The sequence below is a fragment of the Amycolatopsis vastitatis genome, from assembly GCF_002234595.1.
Classification (GTDB): Bacteria; Actinomycetota; Actinomycetes; order Mycobacteriales; family Pseudonocardiaceae; genus Amycolatopsis; species Amycolatopsis vastitatis.
Genome location: NZ_NMUL01000011.1, coordinates 70,916 through 94,019 on the forward strand (window position 1 = coordinate 70,916; position 23,104 = coordinate 94,019).

The window sequence follows — 23,104 nt, forward strand, 5'->3', positions numbered from 1 at the left end:
CGCGCTCGTCAGCGTGACCGCTCGCCGACCAGGCCGCGCAGCCCGCCGTCGCGGTAGCGGTCCCGCGTCCGCTGGATGATGATCGCGGTCTACGCCGCAACAGACTGCTTCCTCACTGGGACCCGGCGGTGACGGTCCGGTCGCGGCCGCTGTCCTTCGCGCGGTAGACGGCGCCGTCGACGGCCAACAGCAGGTCGGTGAGGTTGCCGCCGTGGTCGGGGAACACCGCGGCGCCGATCGATGCAGTCAGGGTGATCACTGCATGCTCGCCGGTGCGGCGGTCGGTGGCATCCACGGTGACCGCGGCGATCGTGGCCCGGATCCGCTCGGCGACCGTGGTCAGCGCGGCGGGGTCGAGCCCCCGGCAGCAGAACGACGAACTCCTCACCGCCCCAGCGGCCGACCAGGTCCCGGCCGTGGCCCCGGACGCAGTGGCGGAGCGCGTCGGCCACGGCGCGCAGCACGGCGTCGCCGGCGAGGTGCCCGAACCGGTCGTTGATCTGCTTGAAGTGGTCCAGGTCCAGCAGCAGGATTCCGACGTGGTCGCCGAGGCGGCGGGCGCGGTCGAGTTCCCGTTCGGCCACCTCGTGCCACCAGGTGGCATCGGCGAGCTGGGTTCGCCGGTCGGTGCGCGCGGCGTGCTGGAATTGGGGCAGCAGCAGGCCCAGGTGGAGGCCGATGACGAGGACGAGCACGAACACCAGCGTCCACGGCCGGGTGACAGTGACGAGGGCGTAGACGTAGCCGAGGCCGATCGCGGCGGCGATGATCAGCTGGTCGCTGGCCGGGCCGAGCGCGCGGTGGGCGGGCAGGTCGGGGTGGTCCATGATGATCGCGATGACGACCAGGCCGTAGTTGGCCAGCCGGTAGATCGCCCCGGCCAGCGCGATGCGCGGCGGGCGAACCGCCGAACCACTCGTAGGTGATGGTGATGACCTGCAGTGGCCGGGGCAGTAGGAGGAGTCTGGCGATGTACCAGGTGGCCTGCAGGTGGGTGCAGGGCGTGCCCTCGGGCAGCTCGCGGATCCGCTCGATTCCCCGGGTGAACTCCAGGTGGGCGACCTGCGCAGTGTGGCTATCCAACGGTAGCGTAACGCTCAACAACGATTCCACGACTACGTTGCTGACGAGACAGCCCATGAGCTTCATCCGAGGAGGACTAATGTCGCGCACTTCGCTGCTGATCTCCTCGGCCTTTCTGCTGGCCATGTCGACAGCTTGCGCCTCACCTGTTGCAAACCAACCTGCTCCGTTGGTGGTTTCGACCACTACAGCCGTAACAACGGTTGCGCAGCCATCGACAACCTCTCCTCCCGGCCCGACCCAGACCACGCCTACGTCAATAGCCACGGCGGCGACCACAACATCCAAGCCGAAGATCACTCCGAAAGTGCACAGCAGAGCGGCCTGTTTGAAAGATGAGAACCAGTGCTACGAGCCCGGTACGAACATCAAGTGCCAGACCGGCGGCTGTGTCAACGCTGCCCGTGGTTTGACGAAGAACAGCGTCGAATCAGCTCGACAGAAATGGTTGCGAGAACACCCAGGCTGGTGTCCAGTGGGCACCCAAGGTGCTGTAGCGCCGTGCTAAAACGGGAAGTTCGCAGTTCATAGTCTTCTCCCAAGAAAGGTTCAGGACCGCCTACTTCGCGGTGAGCGAGTCCCTCACCAACACGATCCGCCACGCCCGCGCCACCGAGGTCCGGGTCGACTTCGACGTCACCGGCGGCTGGCTGGTCGTGCTCGACGCGGATCCCGTCGCCGTCACCTGCCTGATCGGGGACGGCGCCACTGGTGAGGCCGTGTTGACCGTCGCCAGCTCCCGCAGTTCCTGTGTCGCGGCACGGAGTCCGGTCTCCACCTCGTCAACGAGCGCGAGCGTCGACGAGAAACTTGAATGAGGTTTCGGTGGCGGGCGAGGTGTGGCGCAAATAGCCAGTGGATTCGGCGTCGAATGTTGTCAGGCAAAAGTGCGCCGTCGTCTGCCTAATGGACCGAGACGAGGCGACGTGCCTCCTGAAGGTTAGGGGACCCCCGAGTTTGACTGCATGTCTGAGTACTATTCATCTGAAGAACTCAACGCGACAATTTGGACCGAGCATGCCGCGGTCAGGTCTGCCAGGATTGCCTTGAGCCACTCAATTCGGCTGCCGCGAGCGCTAAGGAAAGCGGTGCTGTCGGCGAGATGAATGGCAAGATTCCAGAATTCATGCAGTACGGCCTGTTGCAGCGCGGAAAGCAGATTAGCTCGCTCGGCCACCAAGCACTGCAGTGCCTGGACGCGGTCATCGATCGCCAGTACGTTTGCTGGTGTCCCGTCCGGGTGAAGTTGGCGGAGAACGAGGCTGCTGACCTGCGGTCCGCCAACTAGGTGCGAACGACGGTGGGTTGCGATGTCCGGACCTAGTTGGCGGATTCCGTGGGGGTGGGTCCGGTTCCGGGCTTCGCGGTGGTGTTGGCGCTTCGTCGAGCGTAGCCGTTCTCGTGTAGCGCCTGCGTGGTCGCTCGTGTGACAGGGCTGGTCGTTCGCCGGTGGGTGGTAGCCGACCCTTCCATGTCCGGTGGCTGCGCAGCGGCGTCGCCGAGGACTGCTTCTCAGGCGAGAGTGGTCGTGGTGTCGGCGTTGAACGAGGTGTTAGTCGGGTTCGCCGGTCATCCTGTCGCGGTGGTGCTCCGGGCCACTACGTCGGATAGCGACGTGACCGAGTCCAGTTCGGCGTCAGTGAGTTTGTTGATCGCGGCCTTGCTCGCTTGAGCCTCGGCGGTCGTCGGCAGGTCCCCGTCGAGCAGGCTCGGGAGGGCCAGTTCATAGCCGCACCGCGCCTGAGGGCTGTATCGGTGTCTGGTTCGCGCTACTGCGGATGCGACGCGGAGCGCGTGCTCATTGCCCGGGGGTACGTGCGGGCGGTCGATCTCCTTGGCGGCAAACCGGTACCCGTTCGCTTGGTCGCATCGATGACATCCCACCGGACCGGCGCCCAGGGTGCTGTGACAATCCTGGCAGGTGAGACGGTTCAAGGCGCCATCCACGACACGCCACTCGAACTCCGATGGGTCTAGCAGCACCGCCTCGGCCAGTGATGTCTCGTCCGAGCTGCCGGCCACGACGTCAAAGCCCGCCTGGAACGCCTGCCAGGCAGCCTCGATGCCGGCCTCGATCTCGTCCAGGGCGACGGCTGGCTTCCCGCCGCGCGGAAGCTGTCCATGCTTCACAACACCGAGCATAAGCAGTCCACAACCGAAGACGGTGAACCTTCGCGAGGACGTTGTGACCCCGCCGATTAACGAATGGCTGTGCCAGGTCTTCGACCCGGCTAACCGGGACGAGACGGTGGCTGCGCTGATCGGGACACAGACTGGCCAGCCGGGCACAGGCCGGGAGGCGGTCGAGAGGCGGTTGAAGGACGCCGAGGCGCGGTTGCGGAGGCATCAGGCGGCGATCGAGGCAGGGGTAGACCCGGCGGCGCTGGTCGACGCGATGAACATCGCGCAGGCTGAGCGGCAAGCCGCCAAGGAAGAGCTTCAGCACCTGCCGGAAGCACAGACAGTCGACGTTGCCGAGGTCTACGCCATGCTCGACTCGCTCGGCGACGTCGCGAGGCACCTCAACTCGCGGAACCCGGAGAGGATCACGCAGGTCTACCGCGACCTGGGCCTGCAGGTGGTCTACGACAACAAAAAAGAGGCAGTCGCTGTGACTGCCTCTCCCCGTGTGGGTAACGTGTGTGTCCGAGGACGATCTTGCTCGCTAACCACAACGCTCACACTCAGCTGATCAGACCGTCCCGAGGGGCCGCACCCAGTCGTGCCCAGTTGCCGAATTGCGCCGCGACCGGAAGGGCCAAAAGGCCAATCCCGACTTGTCCCAGGTCGGATGATCCGATCATCGACCCGCAACGTAACCATCGCCCCACACGGACCTGAACAACGTCGTCAAGGAAGCTTCAGCTTCCAATCGATCACTCTCGGCTGAAGCCACGCGATCGTAGACGGAACCTGCGTGCGAGCCAAGGGGATCTCTGACCGATCCCAACTCTATCGACCGCGGCAAGCCTGGCTCGAAGATCCACACCCTGTCCGATCGCGCCGAGCTTCCGCTCGCCGTCGCGATCTCCGCTGCGAACGCGAATGATTCCTATGCGCTCAAACGTAAAGTCGCCACTCCCTCTTTTCTCATCTTCGAAGCCGCCCACCTTCCATAAGAAACTCCGCCAACATGCCACATAAGTCGAGCTTTCAAGTATCAAATATTTAGATTGTAGGTTCCACTGAATTCACTTTCACCTTCCCGCCAGCGAGCCGTAACCTTCCATATTTTCGACATGCCCGTGACCGAATAAACGGGAAATCGGAACACTTCCGTCGGCGCAAGTGAGATCGAATCGATCTCGTCAAGTCGACTGATAGGCACCTCTCCACCGTCGATTGCTTCAAGATCGAGTCGGAGGTCTTCAGCCGTGACAGATCCAATATTTACCGCCTCTAGCAGAATTTTTCCTGGGATTTTTTCTCCAGCCGACACCTGGTCGAATTCAGTCGTAACTCTTATACTCGCCAAGGGCTGCTCCCCTTGGCGGTCGATGTCTAGTGTCAACAATTCCCGTACATCTTTTTCTAGAGCTGACCGAACTTGTGTCTCTAGTTCGGATATCGACCCGTACTCGCCGAGTATGCCGTTCGATTGAAGGCTCGCCTTATACTCGAGCAATGAGCGAAGTTGATCGATATCCAGGCGGCGATCGAGAGGACCGCTCGAGAAGTAAACATGAACGGGTATTCCCCTCGATGCCCCTAATCTCAACTCCTCGGCGGTTCCTGAGATCGATCGTGGCGTTCTCGTGCCGAGCCGCGCATTGAAAATGCCAATCATAATGTCAGCCTGACTGACCAACTGCTGGTTTGTAATAATTTGAGGATCTCGCCCTAGCACGGCGACCGAGTCGTATTCCCAGCGAATGGGCAGGAGAACTACTCCGCGAGATACGGCGTGATCGGAATTCCACCTCCGGATAACTCTTTCCACGGCATCTCGCGCCTCTGCCGCGTCGTCGGGCGAGGCAATAAATACTGCAACAGCAGTGGCATTGAACGTCACGGTTACATCCCTCTGGGACTTGACGAGCTAGGTTAACGCAGACTCATGAACCACCGTAGTCCACCCAGAAGTTTTTCGTAAATGATTCCGAGTCGTATTCTGGCTCATAGACGACCTCGCAGCGACGTCGAAGTTTCTGGACTGGCTCGTCATCTAGCCCCCAACGCGTACCCGCAATGCGAACCTTGCAGCCCGCCTTCAAATATTCAAGTCCGTCCAGCGACTGAATGGAGCCGTTATCTTCAATTTCCAAAGAGCGCAGGGTTGGCATGTCACGCAGGAACCTGAGGTCGGCGACATGGCCATCACGCCAGATAAGTTCCCGTACTGCCGGAAATCTATCGGTATTCGAGCTATGACTGAGAGTCTCGTAATTATTTTCCAACGTACACCGCACGAGCGTGAGTTTCTTAACTTCTGGCCCAACCGAGAAGAACTCGTCAGAACCTAGGTTGCTATCCTCAATTGACAGGGATGTCAGATTGGGCATAGCTGGCACTGCATCCAACAGTACCGCCGGCGCGGAATGAACGGTTAGACTTTGCAGTCGATTGAATCGAGCAGTGAGGCTAATCGGCTTTAGATGCTCTTCGAAGCTGATGTCCAGGTTGCGGATATTCGCACATTCGGACAGCATTTTGAGGTCCTGATTAGAGATTCTTCTCTCGAGCACCAAGCGGGAGAGCATAGTAAGACTGCCTACAAAATCAAGTGAATCGATACGGAGGTCGCCTGCAACTGCCAGAGTTGTAAGATTCTTCAATGTTCTCAAGTCTTGGGCGCCAAGAACGGCAATTTGTCCAGTTATTTGTTTCAAAGACAAAATCCGAAGATCTTGTTTGTCTTGCAGGATTTCTTTCCAGTCTGTAATTTCTATTTCGACATCAGCCAAGTGAAGGGCCCACAATTCTGGGGGTCCCACTGACTTCAAAGGCGATAAGCCAGAGCTTCTTGATATCGACAAAGACCTCAAGGAGCGGACGCTTGCCGTCCATTCGATTGATCCAATATTCTCAGAGTCCCTAATATCTAACTGTCTAAGTCTTGGTATGTGGCGGGCACTATTAAGTGCGCCGTCATCCAGTCGCGCATTTTGTACCGTGAGTCGCGTTAGCCTTTCAATATCACTTATCGCACTGATTCTATTCGTCTCAGTGAGCGTGATACCAAAGTCTGCATTAATTTCCGCAAGTACTCGCTTACTGTATGCTTCTGGGTCAAATCGCTCAAGGGCTGTCGTCAATGCTTTTAGGTCGCTATCGCGCGCATCTCGCGCGTAGTTGGTTAGTTCATTCATGGCTTCGACGGTGCCTATTCGGGCTAGCACATTGATCGATAGGCGCCGCGACTGCTCATCTATGACTCTGGAGCTTGCCAGGTAGGGGATCGCTGCGTTTCCTAGGCTAGCTAAAGCTTTGGACTCGGTTTCGTCGGCCGGCGGAAGGATCTCCGAAATCGCAGCTTCGGCTTGCCTGCGGATTTTGGGCGATACAACAGTAGATGCTCCAAGGCATTCTACAAGAGTTGTAAGTAAGATTCGCCGCTCCGAGTCGAGGCAAGCCGAAAGGCGGTCCAAGATCCAGTTGATTGTCTTGTCGGCGGTTTCGAGATCAGCTGAATAGCAAGCAAAAGGCAGCGTCGCCCATTGTCCGGCGTCGGCGAGGTCATATATGACTCCGAGCTGTCCTGATTGACGAAGAGACTTCGCAGCCAAATAGTCTTGAATGCTGCGGTGCGCGAATTCGGCCTCGTTGTTCGCGACCCTCTGGAGAACGATGCTGCGAGAAAGCACGGTTTCGACCCACCGTGGTGTCTCCGCCGAGGAGCGACCTATTTTGACTAGCACGTCCGAAATGATCTGCGTCAGGCTAGATACTCGAGAATATTTTCTGCCGGTGATTGGCAGGGTCATGGCGCCAAGCTTAGTCATTTCCATGGCAATCGCGCCGACGAGGGTTTCCTTTTTTCCAAGATCGAGATTGTTCCAATCCGAAGAATTGGACCCTCTGTCACGTTCACGAGTGTCTAGGAGTGTCGATACTACGAGGTCGTAAAGTTTTCCACGCTTATCTGGTGCAGTGGTCTTTCCTGTCGCATAGAGGCAGCAAAGCATGGATACGAGCAAGGGGCTATCTGCCATATCGCTGATCGCAGGGGTACCTAAGTCGCTGAGCAGATCTCGCCTTGCGCGTTCGACTTCTGTGTGTTTGAGTTCTGCGCTTGCGTAGTGTTGGTCTAATAGGCCATTGAACCAACGCTCTGCAAGTTCGGCCGAGTCGTTTCGCCGCAGGGGAAGAATAGACACCTGCTTGAACTGCAGAAGGTCAAAGCGGGTATTATTGATTCCCTCCGGACGTGAGGTTGCGATGATGTGTGCGTCAGGAAACCTCTCCGTTAGTGAGCCTACCCATTCTTCGGCGCCAGATCTCTTGCTAGGTGAAATCTCGTCCCAGCCGTCGAGCAAAATGAGAGGAGTGACCGAAGCGTGGCAGTCCTGCAGCCATCCTGACGCAACTTCGTCCTGCAGTTGTGCCGAGTACAACAGCATCCGGTCGCTCGGTGCGCGGTTAGACATGATCGTCTCGCGCAGTCTGACGAACAACGGGAGAAGTGGTCGATTTGGTAGGGCGAGTCCTTGTAATCCTTGCTGAGATGCAGTGAAAGCTAACCATTGCACTGCGGTTGTTTTTCCACATCCGGCCTTGCCGGTGATAATTAGCCGAATTCCCTTATTTGATTTGCTGCGCGTCTGTTCGTTGGCCAGCGAAATGATCAACTTGTTAATCGCGATCGATCTGCCGTGTTCCAGATTGGCTTGAGAGCTTAGTTTGCCAGCCAGATACGACACTGCAATTGGGACTCGACGAAACCGTTTCTCGACAGGAAGTCCGAATAGTTCCATATGACTGAGGCAGGAAGATATATCTCGCCGCTGCGTGCCAACAACCCGCATTGCCCCGATTGAGCCCGGCACCCCTGCCTTGCGCACCGCCAGGAGCATACTTCTGCAGCTATCGATTAAACGAGTTGAGTTGACAAGTGAGGTCCACGCTGCCGGAGCTCGCTCGGAAGGGAAGATGCGAACCCAGGCAGAGAGTGCGTGACAGCATAATGTCAGCGCTGACCTCCCGTAGCCTCGCGCCAACTCGCCGATATCATCTGCTTCCCATTCCGGCTCAATTTTTTTCAAAAAATCACGATGGATATCACTTGGAGGCTTTTCTTCAATGTCCCGGTCAGTGACGAGAGTGTACATACTCCCCTCAAGTACGCTGGACATGATGTCGATTGCCTCAAAGTACTTGTCTTCAGGCAGACCGTCTGCACCGCTAGCGTGAATTAACGTTAACTCGTCGGCTACGCGATCTACTATGCTTTCGATCTGTCGTTGTAGTTCCCGACCCGCGAGCGTGCCGTCGGCGCCGGGCAAAATGGCACCCGACCATGTTGAAACGTCATCGCCAAGAGTGTCGGCGAGACTGCCGTAAACCCAGCATATCGCAAGGCGCAATGTTGCGGTCGCCAGCACGTGGGGAGCGGTCACAGATGCCTGCCTCACAACGGTGGAACGCAAGTTTAGCTTGAGATCGATGCGATCTTGACTGATGTTACCTGAGCTTGCACCGTATCCGTGATCGTTGCCCGAATGTGATCTTTTGACGGGTCGTCGTCCACTGTGGGATACCGGCGTGTCGTGGGTAAGAAGATCACAGCTTCGATGGCTGGATGAGGCCTATAGACAGCGGCCGTCGATGCGAACGCATGATCGAGGTCATCATGGTCGGCAGCAGCGCTGTCGGAATCCTGATTCTCATGAGCGTGGGTGGAGCCGTCCTCCCGAATATCTTGCCAGTGGTCCTCCGCGGAGCTCGCTCGCGGTGGCCAGCGTCGCCTGGCCACCGCGAGGGAGGTGGGATGCGCGGGTCAGTCGTCGCTGGTCGATGTGGTCGCCGTACCCGAGCCGCCCGATGCCGCCCCCTGAGCAGGACCGGACGGCGCTTGTGGCGGCGCGTACGGCGTCTTCGGCGCCTCATAGCCGCCGCGCTTTTCGATGGTGTGGTCAGATCCGTCAGGGACCACTCGGTAGTGAACCTCACCTTGGCGGGTAACGCGTTCAGTCATTAGGGTTCCTTGATGTCGATGTATTCGATTTCGGTCCACCGCACCAGCAGTCCGGTTTCACCGGGCACAGGTACCGGCAGGTTCTTCTCGTCCCGCGATAGCATGCCGCTGTCGGGATCGATGGTGTAGCTGAGCGGCAGGTAAAGGTCGCCTTCCTCGGGGTGGGACGACGCGTAGGCCGACCGTCCGTCGCGGCTGGTCCCGTAATAGCCAGCCAACCAGATCCCGGATTTGAGCTTGATCCGGACAATCGCGCGGTCAGCGTGTCGCCACAGGTAGTCCCACGCCCGTGGCTCGACGGCCGCGCCGACCAGCAACTTCCCCCACCGCTTGTGGTTCCTGTGCCCCCAGCCGATGACACTGCCGACTGCAATCGGCGCCAAGACGTACCCGATCGCCAAGATCTCCAGCAGCCACGGGCTGGCTGTGCCGTTGACCAGCCGCCGCTCGACAATCAAGTACCGGTAGACCCAGTACTCACCGACCGCCAGGACTGCGTGCATCAGCGCGGAGGCAGCGAGGAACCGCACGAGCCGGTCGGAGAAGCTAACCCCGTAGCCGGTGGTGACCCGTTCCAGCGCGAAGGTGTAGGCCGCGCCGGGCAACAGGGCTAGCACGGCCACCAGCAGTCCCTGGAAGGTGGCGATCACGTCCGCCGGACCCCCTCGGGCCAGGAGATCAACACGTCGCGGCCGAGCTCGCGGGCGTGGTTGACTGCGTCGCCGGTGCCGCCGAGGCCGTGGGCGGGCTGCCCATCCCACACCGCGACCAGCAGGTCGCAGTGCTCGACCACGTACTTGCCGGCGGCGTCAAACGCGGTCTCGCTGGGCTCGGCGAAGTCCAGCTCGGTGACCTCGGCGGCCGCGGCCCGCAGTTTCTGGTAGGTCGCGAGGTCGCTGGGATTGAAGGTGTCGGCGTAGCCGCGGCATGGGATCACCGCGTGTAGTCGGTGTCCTGCTGCGAGTAGCAGCTGCGCGAACAGGTGGTCCGCGCCGGCGGCGAGGCTGGACAGTCCGGTCACCGGGCTGGCTTGCGTGGCGAGGAGCGCGCGGATGTCGCGTTTGGCTTGACGTCGGGCGATGTCGGGCAGGTTTTGGTGCCCGCTGATCCCGATCGTCGTCACAGGGTCCCTCGCTTGGCCATCTGCCAATAGTGCCGCCCGAGCGGGGTCAGCCGACAGCTGCCGCTCTCCATCGCTGCGAAGTACATGTGCTGATGATCCACCGGTTCGACCAGCTTGTTCGCTCGACACTTCTGCAACTGGTCGAAAATCTCCTCGTGCTCGGGATGCGCGTCCAGACCGGACTGCGACTTGTCCGGCTCGTAACTGGGATCGAGCTGGTAGTGATGCCCCGGCTCGGGGAACCACTTCAGCAGGTTGTGCAGCGTGGGCAGCGGCACCGACGGGGCGCAGCTGCGCAGGTCGTGCAGCCGGTCGACGTTGGCCTTGAACGTCGGCCGCTGCTCCCAGGCGTCGAAACATTCCGACAGGTAGGCGTAGAGACCAGCGACGGTGACGTGGCCCAGGACGTCCGCGGCGCCGCCGTCGAGCGCGCCCTCCAGGTGGGCGGAGAACAGGCCGCGGCCGCCGGCCTCGGCGGAGTACTGGTCGCCGCGGCTGGCGGTCAGGATGGACATCCCGCTGCGCAGCACGGCCGCGTCGGTGAGCGCGGCGACGGTTCCGGCGCCGCCAGAGAAGCAGCAGTCCAGGATCACCACGATCTCCTTGACCTCCGATTTCCGGGCGATCGTCAGAACCTCGGCGAACAGGACCCCGGGCGTCTCACCCTGGCCGTCGCTGGTGACCAGGGCGACGTCGCCGTCGACGGGAGTGCCGTGGCCGGCGAAGTACAGCAGCGCGAAATCCGCACCGCCTGCCAGCAGGGCCCGCACGCCGCTCATCAGGTCGTTGCGGGTCACCGTACCGGTCAGCAGCCGACAGTCGAGGTTCTTGGTGGAGTCCTCATTGCGGACCAGCAGCGGCTGCAGCGCCGTCGCGTCGTTGACGCACCCGGCCAGCGACCGCTGGTGCTCGTAGTCGTCGATCCCGACCAACAGAGCGCGCCGCACGGTCACAGCCCATCGATGAACGCGCCGATCGTGTCCCACGCCCACGCCGTGCACCGCGCGGACCCCATCTCCGTCGGCTTGACCCGATACTGTCCCAGCCAGATGCCCAGCAGCGGTTTGTCCTCCTCTACCGCGCACTTGATCTCCCACAGCTGCCCGTCTGCCTTCGGCGTGCTCGAGCTGATCAGTGCAATTACCCCGTCTGAGCGGCGGATCCGGGTTCGGACTTTGGTCTTCCACTCGGTCTTGTAGGGCTCCTTCACCGACATGTCCGTGTACCCGTAGGGCGACCGCACCAACAACCGCTGCCCGTTGAACAGGTTCCGGCTCGCCTCGTCCTCCTTGGCGAAGGCGATGAACACCGTCTTTTGATCCACCATCGCGAACCCCTCTCATGCCCTTCCCGCGAGGCGCCGACATCCCCACGCCGCGCGGCGACTCCGATGGAGAGACACCGTACCCGAGGGAACCGACAAATTCGGACCGTGAACACCCGACTGGGGCGTCGTTGCCCGGCAGGGGAACCAACCGGGCAACGACGCCGTTGAACTTCGTCGCCTGCAACCCATACCCGTGAGGAGCTGTTCGGTGACCACGAAGTCGTGACAAATCGACCGTGTTCAAGTGGAGGTTGCCACCCCGAAGAACTTCGACGCTACAAGGCGATCCCGTCGTCAAAACCTCGAAGCTGTCCAGCACGACACCGAGACCCGTGAGCACCGGTCACCGTGCACGGATTCACTGCCGACCGGGCCCTGCTGGTTGGATCAGCGCAGCGGCCGCTCGTCCGGGCGAGTGCTACCCGGTCGACCGAGAAGCTGGAGGTGACCCGGCCGCCGCGCCGCACCGCCGACCCGATCGGCACCCGCGGGCTTCACTCCGGCTCCATTCTCTGCGCTTGACTTACTGTCGCGTGTGGCCTACTGACGCCTTAACCCCGTTCAGCAAGGGTGCCTCGTGACGGCTGTGACGGGTCTCAGCTGACCCGTCACAGCCGTCACAGCCGATGTTTTCGGAGGTTGACAGACGTTCGCGGCCGTCACGGACAATGTGACAGCTGGACGCCTCGCAGGACGGGTTGTGACAGCTATTCGTGTGCTAATACAGTGACGGAAACTCCACCAAGCAGTGTGGCCACGGCGCCATGCTCGGTCATGGCCGGCCGCGGCGGGCGGAGTTCGACGCCTTCGGCGAGCAGGATGTTGCGGGTCTGGTTGTAGGACATGTCATGGGTGGCCGCGAGTTGGCGGATCGAGCGCCCGTCGAGGCACGCGTTTACAAGCCCGGGTGGAGTTGGCGGCAGCAGTCTCCGTGGAGGACGCCGAGTTACACCAGCGTCGATCAGGCTGGCGCAGATCTTGCGATAGCTGTAGGAATAGCGCGCAACCAGGCTTTCGAGATTCTCTCCCCGGCGGTGTAGCTGGCCACGCGCGTCCGCACAACGTCGACGGGGATCTCGGTGGGCACGGGATCAGGCGGACGCACGTCTCGATCGTCATCGGTCACCGGCTCAGCGCCGTCCCGACCAGCTGATCCATGTCCGTGGCAACGCCGACGTAACTGGTTCGCTCACGTCGACCACCGAGCACCGCCAGCAGCGCGAAGACGACAGCGACGCTCATGATTCCGGACCCATCGATGGCCGGAGTGCCGCGCGCTGTGCGATGACGATCTCAGCAGCCGTGTTCGCGACCCTGTCGAGCGCCTTCACGTGCTCGGTCAGCCGGTCGATCCCCAGCACCGTAAGACGGAGCTTTACGCGACGTCCTTCGGTACGAGTCTCCAGATACCCAGCGGCGCGCAGTCGCTCGACATGCGGGGCGAACTTTCGCTCGCTCAGACGCAACACACCCTGGACAGTGACGTCATCGCACCAGCGCATGTCGGCCAGCAGGCACGCGATGAACAGCCGCACCGGCAGGAGCAGCAGCGGGTCAAGCTCGCGTTGGAAAGCCGGCATGATCGGCCGCGGATCCCACGTCATTGGTCGATCGCCGGATAATCGGCGCTTCCCGGGGTGGGTGCACGGTGGAGGCAGGTCACGCAGGGCATCCCGACTGGACGCTCCAGCAACTCAAGCTCGCCGGGCCCGAACGCAGCGCCGCAGTACGCGGTCAGCCGCTCCGGCGTAGTCTCCTCCGCCGGCACCGGGAAGACGTGGACGACCCGGCGGGATTCGCCAACAGTGCCGGGCAACGGGCGCGCGATGACTAGGCGAACCGTCATCGGGCGCACCGCCGGACCTGGTGATCGGCGGGAGCGGGCGCGGTCGGGGCGCCGCCCGTTCCCGCCGACGTCGTGGTCCGGCCGCCCTGCTCAGGAATGAGCCGCACGCGCTGCGGCGGGCGCGGCGGCAGGGCGGCCGGAGACTGGAGGCGGCCGAACAGGCGACGCCAGCGCGACGGCTTCCTGTGGCACGTGCGTTCGGTCGTCGGCGGGGTCGAGCGAAGCCGGACCAGCACGTTGCACGCGCCGCACCGACGGCCCGGAGGCACCAGGCACGAGTCGAACGGCACTTCGCGGCCGCACAGCGAGTCGTAGCGGCCCGTCTGGAGCGCGATGCTGTCGGCAAGGTCTTCGTCGGTGACAGCGTGGTCCAGGTTGTCGGCCACGCTGCGGTGCCAGGTCACGTACAAGCGCGAAGGCCGCGAGCCGCTTTCGCCGCTGGTCACGTTCGCTCCCCTGGTCGCCGGATGTGTTGAAATCATCCAAGCCCGAGTGCTCGGCTGAGCCCATAGCGCAAACGTCGGAGTTTCGGGGCGGAGATGCGGCAGTCACCAATTCTACCAGGTGATATGCCTGCTAGGATGTGATCACTGTCAGCAAAGCGAGGTGGTCGGGTGGTCGGCGTTCGTCGGCGCAAAGAGCTTGTTTCAGCTCGCAAGGCGGCCGGGCTGACTCAGGAGAAGCTCGCCGAAGTAATGTGCGTCGACCGATCAACCGTCATCCGGTGGGAAGCCGGCGAGTACGCGCCCCTGCCCTACCAGTGGCCGAAGCTGGCCAAGGTGCTCGGCCGCTCAGCCGACGAGCTGCGCGAGCTGATCGGCCTCCGTCTGCCGCAGGAAGCGCCGGTGCTCCGGTCGGGGCTTGAACCCGCGTTCGGTTGGCTGGATCGGCACGTCGGGTGGCCCCCGGGAACTACGCGCACGCGAGTCACAGCGGCGGCGCCGGCGAGATCGCATGGTGGAGCTACAGCCGGGCGAAGTCTCGTGGCTGAGGCCCTGGCAAGCTACTACGGCGATTCGGTTCCTGGTCACGCGCAGTACTCCGCGCGGTGCGGTCCAGTTCGGATAGCGACCAGCGTCCTGACACGGCCGGAGTGGCTGGATTTGGGTTGCCCCTTGACGTTTGAAGGCGACCAGCTGGCGTTGTCGACCGACGGCGAGGCGTCGCGCGAGCAGGTCGACGCAGCCGCCGCGGTTCGCAGGCTGGCTGAAGCCGCTACCCACGACGTCCGTATCGCCGACGTGCCGCTCTACCGGCTCACGGACGTGCAGGTTCGACCAGGGACGGTCGGCGGCAAGGTCAGCGTGGTGCCGTTCGTCGAGTACGCGCTGAGCGTTGACCTTCTCGAACGCGAGCTGCACGAGAGCCTGGCGGCCGGTCGCAACCGGATGCCCCTCCGGGACCGGTACCTGCCCGATCTACCTGCTGTGCTCGACCTTCAGGGAAGGCTTTGCGCCGGTGGAGTCCTCGCATTGATGGCGATCGCCCGGCCGGCCGACCCGTACCGCGGTGAGGCGGACTACCTCCTGTTGATCCAGGAGCGGTCGGGACACGTACTGAACGCTGCGCACAGGCTAGCCGTGATCCCGAAGAGCTTCCACGCACCCCTTGCCAATCACCGTGCCGACGCGCGGATCGGTGCCACGCTGCGGCGCGAACTGGAAGAGGAGCTGTTCGGACGGCTCGACGTCGACCGAACGGCCGGAACACAGCGCGCCGCCGACCCGATGCACCCGAGCAGGCTGTCTGCTCCGATGCGGTGGCTGAGCGAGCAGCCTGGCCGGCTGCGGATGGAGTGCACAGGGTTCGGATTCAACCTAGTCAGCGGGAACTACGAGTTCGCCAGCCTGGTCGTGATCGAGGATGAGGAGTTCTGGCCGCGGTTCGGTGGCGACGTCGAAGCGAACTGGGAGGCCGCCGGGCTGCGGCAGTACTCGACGCTCGACGGCGACTTGATCAGCGAGCTGATCGGCGACGAAACCTGGAGCAATGAGGGGTTGTTCGCATTTCTCCAGGGCTTGCGGCGGCTCGCCGAGATCGACGGCGATCGAGTGAGGATTCCCGGCGTTGAATTAGGTTGCTGACGGCCAGCGGACGGTGAGGACTACCGAATCCGCCAATGCTTCCCAGGAATGGTCGACCCCTGGACCCCACATCACGTAATCGCCCTGTCGATTCATGACCTTGCCGCCGCCGGTGACCTCGACGCGGAATTCCCCGGAGACGAGCATCACCAGTGTGGTCCGTTGATCGTCGGACGTCCACTCAGGACGCTTATCGCCGGCAGGGTGGTTTGCCCACTTGACTTCTACGTTCTTGGAGGCGCGAACACCCTGTGATGGGTCGATGAAGTGGCCAACCAGCCAGCCGCGCGTCTCGGCCGCGTCGTCGTTGGCGTTGCCGGCGGTCCAACCGTCGCTCACTGGCTGATCTCCCATTCGATCTCGGGCAGTTTCACACGCTCTCCGCCGATTTCCGCGAGGCGCCGGAGCCCTTGCGTCATGGCGAACAATCCTTCGTTGCTCCACGCTACATCACCCAGCAACTCGGTGACGAGTTCCGCGTCGGTAGTCGAATACTGACGAAGAGTCGCGGATTCCCAGTTTGCTTCCACCACTCCTCCGTACCGTGCCCAGAATTCTTCGTCGTCGATGACGATCAGGCTGGCGAACTCGTAGTTCCCGCTCACGAGGTTCAGGCCGAACCCGGTGCACTCCATCCGCAAGCGGCCTGCCTCCGCCATGAGCCAGCTCATCGGCTCGGTGAGCTTGGTTGGGTGGAGTGGGTCGGCCGCCAGCATGTCGCCCAGGGTGTTGTCGATGTCCGGGCGACCGAACAGCTCCTCTTCCATCTCGCGGCGGAGCGTCATGCCGACCTGGGCGTCCCGGCGGATGTCGGTGAACGGTTGGTGGAAACCCTTCGGGATCACCGCGAGCCGACGCGCGGCGTTGAGTACGTGGCCGGACCGCTCCAGGACCAGGAGCAGGTAGTCCGCCTCGCCGCGGTACGGGTCGGCAGGCCGGGCAATCGCGGTGAGCGCGAGCACGCCACCCGCGCACAGGCGGTCGCCGACATCGAGCACCGACCGGAGATCCGGCAAGTAGCGGTCTCGGAGCGGCATGGCGGTCGAGCCGGTGGCGACGGCGTCCACCAGCTCGCCTTCGAGCAGGTCGACCGTCAGCGCGTAGTGCACGAACTGGGACATGCCGAACGTCCCGCCAAGCTGGTGTTCACGGATGTCCGTGCTCGTCAGCCGGTAGATCGGGCTATCCGTCAGCCGGGTGTTCATGGACAGCGTCTCGGCGAGCCGCTGAACAGCGCGGCCGGCGGCGTGGTCGTCCAGGTCCAAGTCGGCTTCAGGCTGCGCGCTCGGAACGCGGAACCGGTCGTGCGGCGGGCGCAGTTCGCAGTCCAGGTCCAGCCAGTCTGCGCATGTCAGGACGCTGGTGTTCATGGCCAGCTCGCCGCACCGCGCGGTGTACAGGCCGTGGTCGTCGAGTCGGCTGCCGTAGTAGGTGGCCAGTGCTTCCGCGACGTCGCGCTGGCTGACCCAACCGCGTCGCGTGCCGCGGTCGTGGAGGTCTTGGACGTCGACGCTCGCGACTCGCTCGGCGACGGCGCGGCGCGCGGTGCCGGGCGTCCAGTGGGCGTGCCGGTCGAGCCATTCGAGAGCCGCGCCGATGTGGGGGTCCGCGGCGAGCCGCCCGTCGGCGTCCGTCGTGTCGACGGCCGGCCCCTCGCCGATCAGCTCGGCGAAGCGGGCGCGCTCGGCTTCCGATGCCCGTTCATGGGCGGTGTCCAGGACCTGTTGCATCTCCGACTGCGGGCGGAGATCCGGTTTCTTGTGCCAGGACGCGACCGTACGCGCGCTGATTCCGAGGTGTTCGGCGAACCGCTCCTGGCTGAGCCGTAATGCCGACTGCAATGCGACCGCTGTTCGTCCCGTCCATCCCCCGGCCGGACTCATTGCGCTCCCGAATGTCGCTGACCTGCGGTGGTTGTGCAGTGGTCCTGCGGTGCTTGTGCATGGGATGCGAGGCCGTTCCAGCCTTGAATTAGAGGCATGGAAAACACCTCACTCACCAAGTCGCTAACCCTTCGGCTTCACGTGCTCGACCACGGTCGCAAGGCTCGTTTGGACGTCCTCCAGCCGGTCGGTGATCTCGGCCAGGCGCTGTTCGAGTGCGTCCAACCGAGACCACAGTTCATGACCGTCGTCTGCCGGCTCGTCCGGGTGCGGCGGCGTGCGGTTCTGCAGCACGGCCAGCAGATGTTGCGGGTGCCAGCCCAAGGTCGTGGACAAGGCTTCGAGCGTCCGCGCGCTTCGGCGACGTTCCACCGTGTGGTGCTGGAGCTCGCGGACGATCGCCTGCGACACGTGCGACCGCTCGGCCAGCTCGCGTTGTCGCCAGCCGAGTTCGTTCACGCGCATGTTGATCGCCTTGGCGACTGCCGCCCAGTCCTCCGTCACGTATTCCTCCGCGCTCCGCCTCAGCGCCGAGATTAGCGGTTCGTTGAGCTTTCTCCGCGCCGCCTAGCGCATTGCCTGCGGCGCGTCGGACAAACACGTCCGACGAAGAGCTGAAATCAACAACATAGTCTTGAAATCAACAGAATGGTTCTCCCATGAACGCCAAAACGACCTTTCACACCATTCCCGAGTCCGCGTGGATTCTCGGCGTCTCCCGCAACACCGTCAGCCGGGCAATCCGGACTGGCATGCTCCGCGCCACCCTCTGCCGCTCCGGGCTGCGCGTGTCGTCCGCCGAACTGATCAGGGCCCTTCAGGACGGAGGGGCGGCATGGAAGCCGACGACCTCTGGCTGATCGGCATCGCATGGCGACTCGATCGCCTGCGGTGGGTGCCCACCGATGTCCTGCGCGACGTCGTGACCAGCGATGGAGCCTGTATGACGCCGTCGGAGGCCGGCCCGCCGGACGCTCGCGATGACCGCGAGTTCGCCAAGCTGTTGTGCGGCGGCTGCCCGGTCCAGGACGAGTGCCTTGAACTGGAGCTTCGGACGGCCGGCGTCGACACGGTCGGCGTCTGGGGCGCGATGACCGACGATGACCGGCGCGCGCTGCACCCGCACTGGCTGCGCCGCGGCGAGCGGACCGATCGGGGTGCGCGATGAACGGACTCACCGTGACGCCCACGCAGATTCTCGCCGGTGTCGGCGTGCTGCTCGTGTTGTTCTGGGTCTGGCGGGCGGGTTCCCGTCGGGCGAAAGCCGCTGCCGAAGCTGCCCGGAGCGGGGCACGGTTCGTGTCGCTCGCCGGGCGGGTGCTGTTCAATGCTGGGCTGATCGTCGCTGTTCAGTGGGTCGTGATCGCTCATCCGGGCAGCCCGTGGCTGCTGCTCGCCGTGCTCGGGTTGCCAGCCCTGTTCGCGTCCTACGCGCTGACTCGCGCGATGACCGTGACCACCGTCGACACGTCGAAGCGGGGTGGTCGGCGATGAACCGGGCGCAACGGCTTGCGCAGGACGCGGCCGAAGCCGCGGAGGTACGCGCCTACCAGACCGATCCGGACGTCGTCGCTCTGCGGATCGAGCGGGTGCGGCGGCAGGTCGACTGGATGTGCTGGTCCGGGATCGTGCTCGGGCTGGCCTTCACGATGACGAACGTCCAGGGCTTCGCGGCGTCCGGGACGCGGCCGGGGTCGCTGCCGTGGCTGGCCGCGTGGGTGCTGGACCCGACCGTCTCGCTCGTTCTGCTGGCGATCCTGCGGGCCGAGCAGGTCACCGCGCGATACCAGGTCCGGACGGGCATCTGGGTACGACGGGCGAAGTGGTTCACGCTCGCGGCTACGTACGTCATGAACACCTGGACGTCGTTCGCCGCCGGAGAGGCTGCGGCGATCGTGCTGCATTCGGTGCCGCCGCTCGTCGTGTTTGTCGCCGTCGAGGCGATCACCGACCTGCGGGACAAGCTGACCGATGCTGTGCTGGTTGCGGCTGAACGGCGTCCCGTTCAGCAGGAGACCGGCGGGCGGCGGGTGCTGTTCGCCGATTACCTCGCTATCGCTCGGGAAATGTGGACGCCGGACGTCGAGATCACGCCGGCGTGGGTGCGGCGGGCTACCGGCTGCTCGCGCGGTCTGTCGCCCCGGCTGGCTCGGGCGCTGCGGGCGGAGGTGGCCCATGACTGACTCGTTGCCGGTCAAAGCCGATTCTGTGCTCGACGGCGAGCTGATCGACGACACATTGCCGCAGCCGCGCCCGCGCGCACCGAAGAGGAATCGCTTCGTGTTGTGGTGGCTGCACTCGCCGCGAGTTCCGTTGTGGCTCAAGAGCAAGCCGCAGGCGAGGCAAGCACTTAAGGATGCCGTGGTGTGGCTGGTCCTCTCGCCGCTGCGGTTCCTCGGTGCGGTTGTGCGTGGCGCCGTGGTCGGCGCGCGGTGGTGGCGTGGGTGGGTGACTGTCCGGGACTACCGGACGGCCGCCGAGGAGTCGGAGAAGCTCGCCGACAAGTTCACCGAGATCAGGGCACTCACGCTGTTCCGGTGGAAGGTGACCGGTGCTGTCCTGGTCGGTACGGCCGTGGCGGTCGCTGTCGCCGATCTCGTGTACGGAACCGATCCTTTGTGGATCGGCGGAGCCGCTGCCTCAGTAGCGCTCGCGGTCCTCGGGCGCAGGAAGGACGGCAGTCCCGGCCGCAAGCCAGCGCTCGCCGGTCCGCGCACGTTGGCTTGGACGATGGACCCGCAGGTCCTGGTGGACGCGTTCCGTGACGCGAAGCTGATCGGCAAGGACGAGACGTTGCGGCTCGTCGAACGTGCGACGCGCGTCGGAGATGGCTGGGCCGTCACCGTCGATCTCCCTGCCACCCGCAAGGCGGCCGACGTGGTCAAGAACAGGGACGCGCTCGCGTCGGCACTTGCCGTCGATGAAGTACAGCTCATCGTGGAGCGTGTCCGGGGCAATGGCGGACACGCCGGCCGGGTATCGATGTGGGTAGCCGACGAAGACCCGTACAGCTCGCCACCGTTGCGGACGCCGCTGCTCGGCGTGACGCAGTGGGACGCCTGGCGGCCGATCCCGTTCGGACGGGACGCGCGAGACCGGCGGATCGACCTTCCGCTGGTGTGGACGTCGCTGCTCGTGGGCGCGATTCCGAGGCAGGGTAAGACGTTTGCCGCACGGCTCGCCGCGGCTGGTCTCATCTTGGACGCGTGGGTGCGGTTGTATGTGGCGGACTTCAAGGCCGGGAAAGACTGGGACGCGGCCGGCCTGGTGGCTCACCGTTTCATGTCCGGCGACGAGCCCGAACACGTCCTGGCGCTCGTGGACTGGCTGATCGAGCTGGTAGGCGAAGTTCAGACGCGGTTCCGGCGGATGCGCGACCTGGACGACCTGACGTGCCCGGAGTCGAAGGTCACGCCGGAGATGTCCCGCGACAAGGCGCTGGACATGCCGATTACGGCGATCTTCATCGATGAGGTCCAAGTTCCCTTGGAAGACCGCACACCCGTTGACGTGCAAGGAAAGAAACTTCCCGCGGGTGAGTACGTCGGCGAACTGCTGACGTGGCTGGCGAAGAAGGGACCGGCCGCAGGGATCGTGCTCGTGCTCGCCACGCAGCGACCGGACTCCAAGACGATCCCGTCCGGGCTGCGGGCGGTCCTCGGGTCGCGGTTCGCCCTGCGGGTGATGGACTGGCGCGACTCCAACATCGTGCTCGGCGAGCAGATGAACACGCGCGGGTTCGACTCGTCCAGGCTGCTGCCCTCACATAAGGGCGTGGGCATCCTGCGGCCGGACGGCGACACGGCGGCCGGGGCGGACGTGCTGGCTATGACGGTCCGGACCTACTACATGCCGAACGAGGATTGGCGGACCATCTGTGAGCAGGGCCGGGCGCTGCGCGAGGCGGCCGGGACGCTCACCGGACACGCGGCCGGCCAGGACACGACGCCGGCGCTCGACCACGCTGCGGCAGTCAAGGCGATCGGTGCAGGTCAGCCGGTTGACGCGGTTCAGCTGCCTGAGTTGCTCGCGTCGCTCGTCGAGTACCTGGGCGACGACCTGGGCCCGGATGGCAGGGAGTTCGTGCCCACGGCTGAGTTGCTGGGCGCCCTGGAGATCGACCGGAAGACGTTCGCGCAGGAGATGACCGATCGGGGATGCCGGCCGACGCGAGACCGTGTGACCGGCGAGGACGGCGAGACACGGCAGGTGCGCGGGTATCTGACGGCTGAAATCAGGAGCGCCATCGACCGCGCGACGAGCGACGACGAACTGGTCGACCAGGAGGACCGGCCATGAGCACCGAGCACTCCGAATATCGACCGATTCGGGTTATTTCTACCTGCGGAATTGCCCAAGCTGACGCCAGCTGTCGCGCGTGGCTTACTGGCCATTCTGATCGAGCTTACCGAGGTGCCGGTGCTGGACGGACCGACAGAGGGGGTGGACCATGACGGCTGAAATCAGCAACGACCCGTGGTCGACGTTGGACGAGATTCTGGGCCTTGAGGTGGCCGATCCCGTGGACAACGGGATCGGGGAACTGGCGGGCTACGGCCGGTGCTCGACTGAGGACAACCAAGATCCGGAGACGTCCCGCGGCTGGCAGTTCGGGAACGCGCGGAAGTTCGTCGAGCCGCTCGGCGGCCGGATCGTCGAGGAGTTCTTCGACGTCGGTCAGTCGCGGTCAGTCCCCTGGGAGCGGCGCAACGAGGCCGCGCGGCTGCTCGCCGAGCTGAAGAACCCACGGCGGACGTGGAACGCCGTCGTGGTCGGCGAGGGCACCCGATGCTGGTTCGGCAACCAGTTCTCACTGATCGCGCCAAGGTTCGCGGCTTATGGCGTGGATCTCTGGGTGCCCGAACTGGGCGGCAAGTACGACCCGCGGAATCCTTCGCACAAGATGCTCATGAGCGTGCTCGGTGGGATGAGCGAGTCGGAGCGTCAGCATGTCCAGGCACGTGTCCGCGCGGCGATGGACGCGCAGGTTGTCAACGAAGGGCGACACCAGGGCGGCCGGGCACCGTACGGGTACGTCGTGGTCGACGGCGGCCCGCACCCGAACCCGCGAAAGGCGGCCGAGGGCTTCCGGCTGCGCGTGCTGGCGATCGACAAGGAAGCGGCCGACGTCGTGCGCCGGATCTTCGCCGAGTACCTGGAAGGGGTCGGCGATCGCTGCGGCCTTCCGGCCGCTCTTCACTTGACCCCGCCAAGTTCCCCGGACACCGCCAACTCGCTCCGAACAGGGCATCTGGTGTCCTGTCCGGTTGATTCTGGCGGATGCGTGGCGGGCTGAGCTGGTGTCCGCCAAGTAGGTATGAACTCGGGCGTGCCGAGTTGTTCGGGGCCTAACTTGAGTTTTAACCTGTTCGGCGGGGATGTGGGTTGTTGGACTTTGGTGTCTTGCCGTGACTGGGTTTCCGTTTGTTTGGGCTGGTCACGATATGCACGTCATGGCGTGATGCGGGCTGTCGGTTGGGTGTCCCGGGTGGGCGGCCAGGGCCAGGCCGGGAGGGTTTCGGGCCACCGGCCGGACGAGCGGTATGCGCACGCAGGTGCCGAAAACCTCGCCGGACTCGGGCCGGGGACAGCCTTTGTGGTGCGATGGTTTTCTCCCACGGACG

Annotated in this window: 23 protein-coding genes and 3 pseudogenes; 10 read left to right on the plus strand and 16 right to left on the minus strand. The window is 63.7% G+C overall.

Annotated elements, in window-relative coordinates; genetic code table 11:
- Positions 1-112: 112 nt before the first annotated feature.
- Positions 113-388, minus strand: a complete 276-nt coding sequence (locus CF165_RS52605; RefSeq protein ID WP_240521593.1) for a GGDEF domain-containing protein — start codon at positions 386-388, stop codon at positions 113-115.
- Positions 389-401: 13 nt separating this feature from the next.
- A pseudogene (locus CF165_RS52610) lies at positions 402-827 on the minus strand (GGDEF domain-containing protein); the annotation flags it as partial.
- A gap of 825 nt (positions 828-1,652) precedes the next feature.
- On the opposite strand from CF165_RS52610, the gene CF165_RS14010 reads away from it, so the two are divergent.
- Positions 1,653-1,901, plus strand: coding sequence for a hypothetical protein (locus tag CF165_RS14010; RefSeq protein WP_093947941.1), 249 nt, complete (start codon positions 1,653-1,655; stop codon positions 1,899-1,901).
- A gap of 158 nt (positions 1,902-2,059) precedes the next feature.
- Here the strand turns inward: CF165_RS14010 and CF165_RS50205 are convergent, their stop codons facing one another.
- Together CF165_RS50205 and CF165_RS14020 are read right to left on the minus strand one after the other, a co-directional pair.
- The gene (locus CF165_RS50205) at positions 2,060-2,260 is read right to left on the minus strand and encodes a hypothetical protein (RefSeq protein ID WP_143268583.1); all 201 of its coding nucleotides are present in this window, start codon (positions 2,258-2,260) and stop codon (positions 2,060-2,062) included.
- Between the two features lie 392 nt (positions 2,261-2,652).
- Complete coding sequence (locus tag CF165_RS14020; RefSeq protein WP_240521586.1) at positions 2,653-3,213, minus strand: hypothetical protein; 561 nt, start codon at positions 3,211-3,213, stop codon at positions 2,653-2,655.
- Between the two features lie 34 nt (positions 3,214-3,247).
- Here CF165_RS14020 and CF165_RS14025 point away from each other — a divergent pair, with 34 nt between their 5' ends.
- Entirely contained in the window at positions 3,248-3,775 is a 528-nt protein-coding gene (locus CF165_RS14025; RefSeq protein ID WP_093947944.1) for a hypothetical protein, read from the plus strand.
- A 198-nt stretch (positions 3,776-3,973) separates the two neighbouring features.
- A pseudogene (locus CF165_RS52615) lies at positions 3,974-4,148 on the plus strand (transposase); the annotation flags it as partial.
- Positions 4,149-4,243: 95 nt separating this feature from the next.
- On the opposite strand, the gene CF165_RS50210 reads toward CF165_RS52615, so the two are convergent.
- The 9 genes and pseudogenes from CF165_RS50210 to CF165_RS14065 all read right to left on the minus strand — a co-directional run bounded on the left by CF165_RS50210 (position 4,244) and on the right by CF165_RS14065 (position 13,959).
- Positions 4,244-5,095, minus strand: a complete 852-nt coding sequence (locus CF165_RS50210; RefSeq protein WP_143268585.1) for a DUF4062 domain-containing protein — start codon at positions 5,093-5,095, stop codon at positions 4,244-4,246.
- A gap of 43 nt (positions 5,096-5,138) precedes the next feature.
- Positions 5,139-8,096 carry an NACHT domain-containing protein gene (locus CF165_RS14030; protein ID WP_439098505.1) on the minus strand — a complete coding sequence of 986 codons (2,958 nt, stop codon included), beginning with the start codon at positions 8,094-8,096 and terminating at the stop codon, positions 5,139-5,141.
- A 6-nt stretch (positions 8,097-8,102) separates the two neighbouring features.
- Positions 8,103-8,654, minus strand: a pseudogene (locus CF165_RS54080) (NACHT N-terminal Helical domain 1-containing protein); the annotation flags it as partial.
- Positions 8,655-9,216: 562 nt separating this feature from the next.
- Positions 9,217-9,867 carry a DUF6338 family protein gene (locus CF165_RS14035; RefSeq protein WP_093947945.1) on the minus strand — a complete coding sequence of 217 codons (651 nt, stop codon included), beginning with the start codon at positions 9,865-9,867 and terminating at the stop codon, positions 9,217-9,219.
- Positions 9,864-10,340 (minus strand): hypothetical protein, encoded by a 477-nt coding sequence (locus CF165_RS14040; RefSeq protein ID WP_093947946.1) that lies wholly within the window; start codon positions 10,338-10,340, stop codon positions 9,864-9,866. Before CF165_RS14040 ends, CF165_RS14035 begins: the two co-directional genes overlap by 4 nt.
- On the minus strand, positions 10,337-11,287 hold the full coding sequence (locus tag CF165_RS14045; RefSeq protein WP_093947968.1) for a caspase family protein: 951 nt from the start codon (positions 11,285-11,287) through the stop codon (positions 10,337-10,339). Before CF165_RS14045 ends, CF165_RS14040 begins: the two co-directional genes overlap by 4 nt.
- A gap of 2 nt (positions 11,288-11,289) precedes the next feature.
- Positions 11,290-11,667 carry a TIR domain-containing protein gene (locus tag CF165_RS14050; RefSeq protein ID WP_205660855.1) on the minus strand — a complete coding sequence of 126 codons (378 nt, stop codon included), beginning with the start codon at positions 11,665-11,667 and terminating at the stop codon, positions 11,290-11,292.
- A gap of 1,238 nt (positions 11,668-12,905) precedes the next feature.
- Positions 12,906-13,271, minus strand: coding sequence for a helix-turn-helix domain-containing protein (locus CF165_RS14055; RefSeq protein ID WP_093947947.1), 366 nt, complete (start codon positions 13,269-13,271; stop codon positions 12,906-12,908).
- Positions 13,272-13,509: 238 nt separating this feature from the next.
- Positions 13,510-13,959, minus strand: a complete 450-nt coding sequence (locus CF165_RS14065; RefSeq protein WP_093947948.1) for a hypothetical protein — start codon at positions 13,957-13,959, stop codon at positions 13,510-13,512.
- A 249-nt stretch (positions 13,960-14,208) separates the two neighbouring features.
- Between CF165_RS14065 and CF165_RS14070 the strand changes: the two genes are divergently transcribed.
- Positions 14,209-15,597, plus strand: coding sequence for a helix-turn-helix domain-containing protein (locus CF165_RS14070; RefSeq protein ID WP_240521591.1), 1,389 nt, complete (start codon positions 14,209-14,211; stop codon positions 15,595-15,597).
- Here the strand turns inward: CF165_RS14070 and CF165_RS14075 are convergent.
- The 3 genes from CF165_RS14075 to CF165_RS14085 form a co-directional block, all read right to left on the minus strand.
- Complete coding sequence (locus CF165_RS14075) at positions 15,586-15,936, minus strand: cupin domain-containing protein (protein ID WP_093947950.1); 351 nt, start codon at positions 15,934-15,936, stop codon at positions 15,586-15,588. The genes CF165_RS14070 and CF165_RS14075 overlap by 12 nt on opposite strands.
- On the minus strand, positions 15,933-17,480 hold the full coding sequence (locus CF165_RS14080) for a helix-turn-helix domain-containing protein (protein ID WP_093947951.1): 1,548 nt from the start codon (positions 17,478-17,480) through the stop codon (positions 15,933-15,935). The genes CF165_RS14075 and CF165_RS14080 overlap by 4 nt, the downstream gene beginning before the upstream one ends.
- A gap of 123 nt (positions 17,481-17,603) precedes the next feature.
- Complete coding sequence (locus CF165_RS14085) at positions 17,604-17,984, minus strand: helix-turn-helix domain-containing protein (RefSeq protein ID WP_093947952.1); 381 nt, start codon at positions 17,982-17,984, stop codon at positions 17,604-17,606.
- A gap of 155 nt (positions 17,985-18,139) precedes the next feature.
- Here CF165_RS14085 and CF165_RS14090 point away from each other — a divergent pair, with 155 nt between their 5' ends.
- The 6 genes from CF165_RS14090 (at position 18,140) to CF165_RS14115 (ending at position 22,776) form a co-directional block, all read left to right on the plus strand.
- Positions 18,140-18,340: a helix-turn-helix domain-containing protein gene (locus tag CF165_RS14090; protein WP_093947953.1), complete on the plus strand. Its 201-nt coding sequence runs from the start codon at positions 18,140-18,142 to the stop codon at positions 18,338-18,340.
- Complete coding sequence (locus CF165_RS14095) at positions 18,316-18,648, plus strand: WhiB family transcriptional regulator (RefSeq protein ID WP_093947954.1); 333 nt, start codon at positions 18,316-18,318, stop codon at positions 18,646-18,648. The genes CF165_RS14090 and CF165_RS14095 overlap by 25 nt, the downstream gene beginning before the upstream one ends.
- Positions 18,645-18,974: a hypothetical protein gene (locus tag CF165_RS14100; protein WP_093947955.1), complete on the plus strand. Its 330-nt coding sequence runs from the start codon at positions 18,645-18,647 to the stop codon at positions 18,972-18,974. The genes CF165_RS14095 and CF165_RS14100 overlap by 4 nt, the downstream gene beginning before the upstream one ends.
- Positions 18,971-19,663: a hypothetical protein gene (locus CF165_RS14105; RefSeq protein ID WP_093947956.1), complete on the plus strand. Its 693-nt coding sequence runs from the start codon at positions 18,971-18,973 to the stop codon at positions 19,661-19,663. Before CF165_RS14100 ends, CF165_RS14105 begins: the two co-directional genes overlap by 4 nt.
- A complete protein-coding gene (locus tag CF165_RS51740) occupies positions 19,656-21,779 on the plus strand; it encodes an FtsK/SpoIIIE domain-containing protein (protein ID WP_093947957.1) in 2,124 nt (707 codons plus the stop codon). Before CF165_RS14105 ends, CF165_RS51740 begins: the two co-directional genes overlap by 8 nt.
- Before the next feature lie 151 nt (positions 21,780-21,930).
- Entirely contained in the window at positions 21,931-22,776 is an 846-nt protein-coding gene (locus CF165_RS14115) for a recombinase family protein (protein ID WP_240521587.1), read from the plus strand.
- The last annotated feature ends 328 nt before the right edge of the window (positions 22,777-23,104 follow it).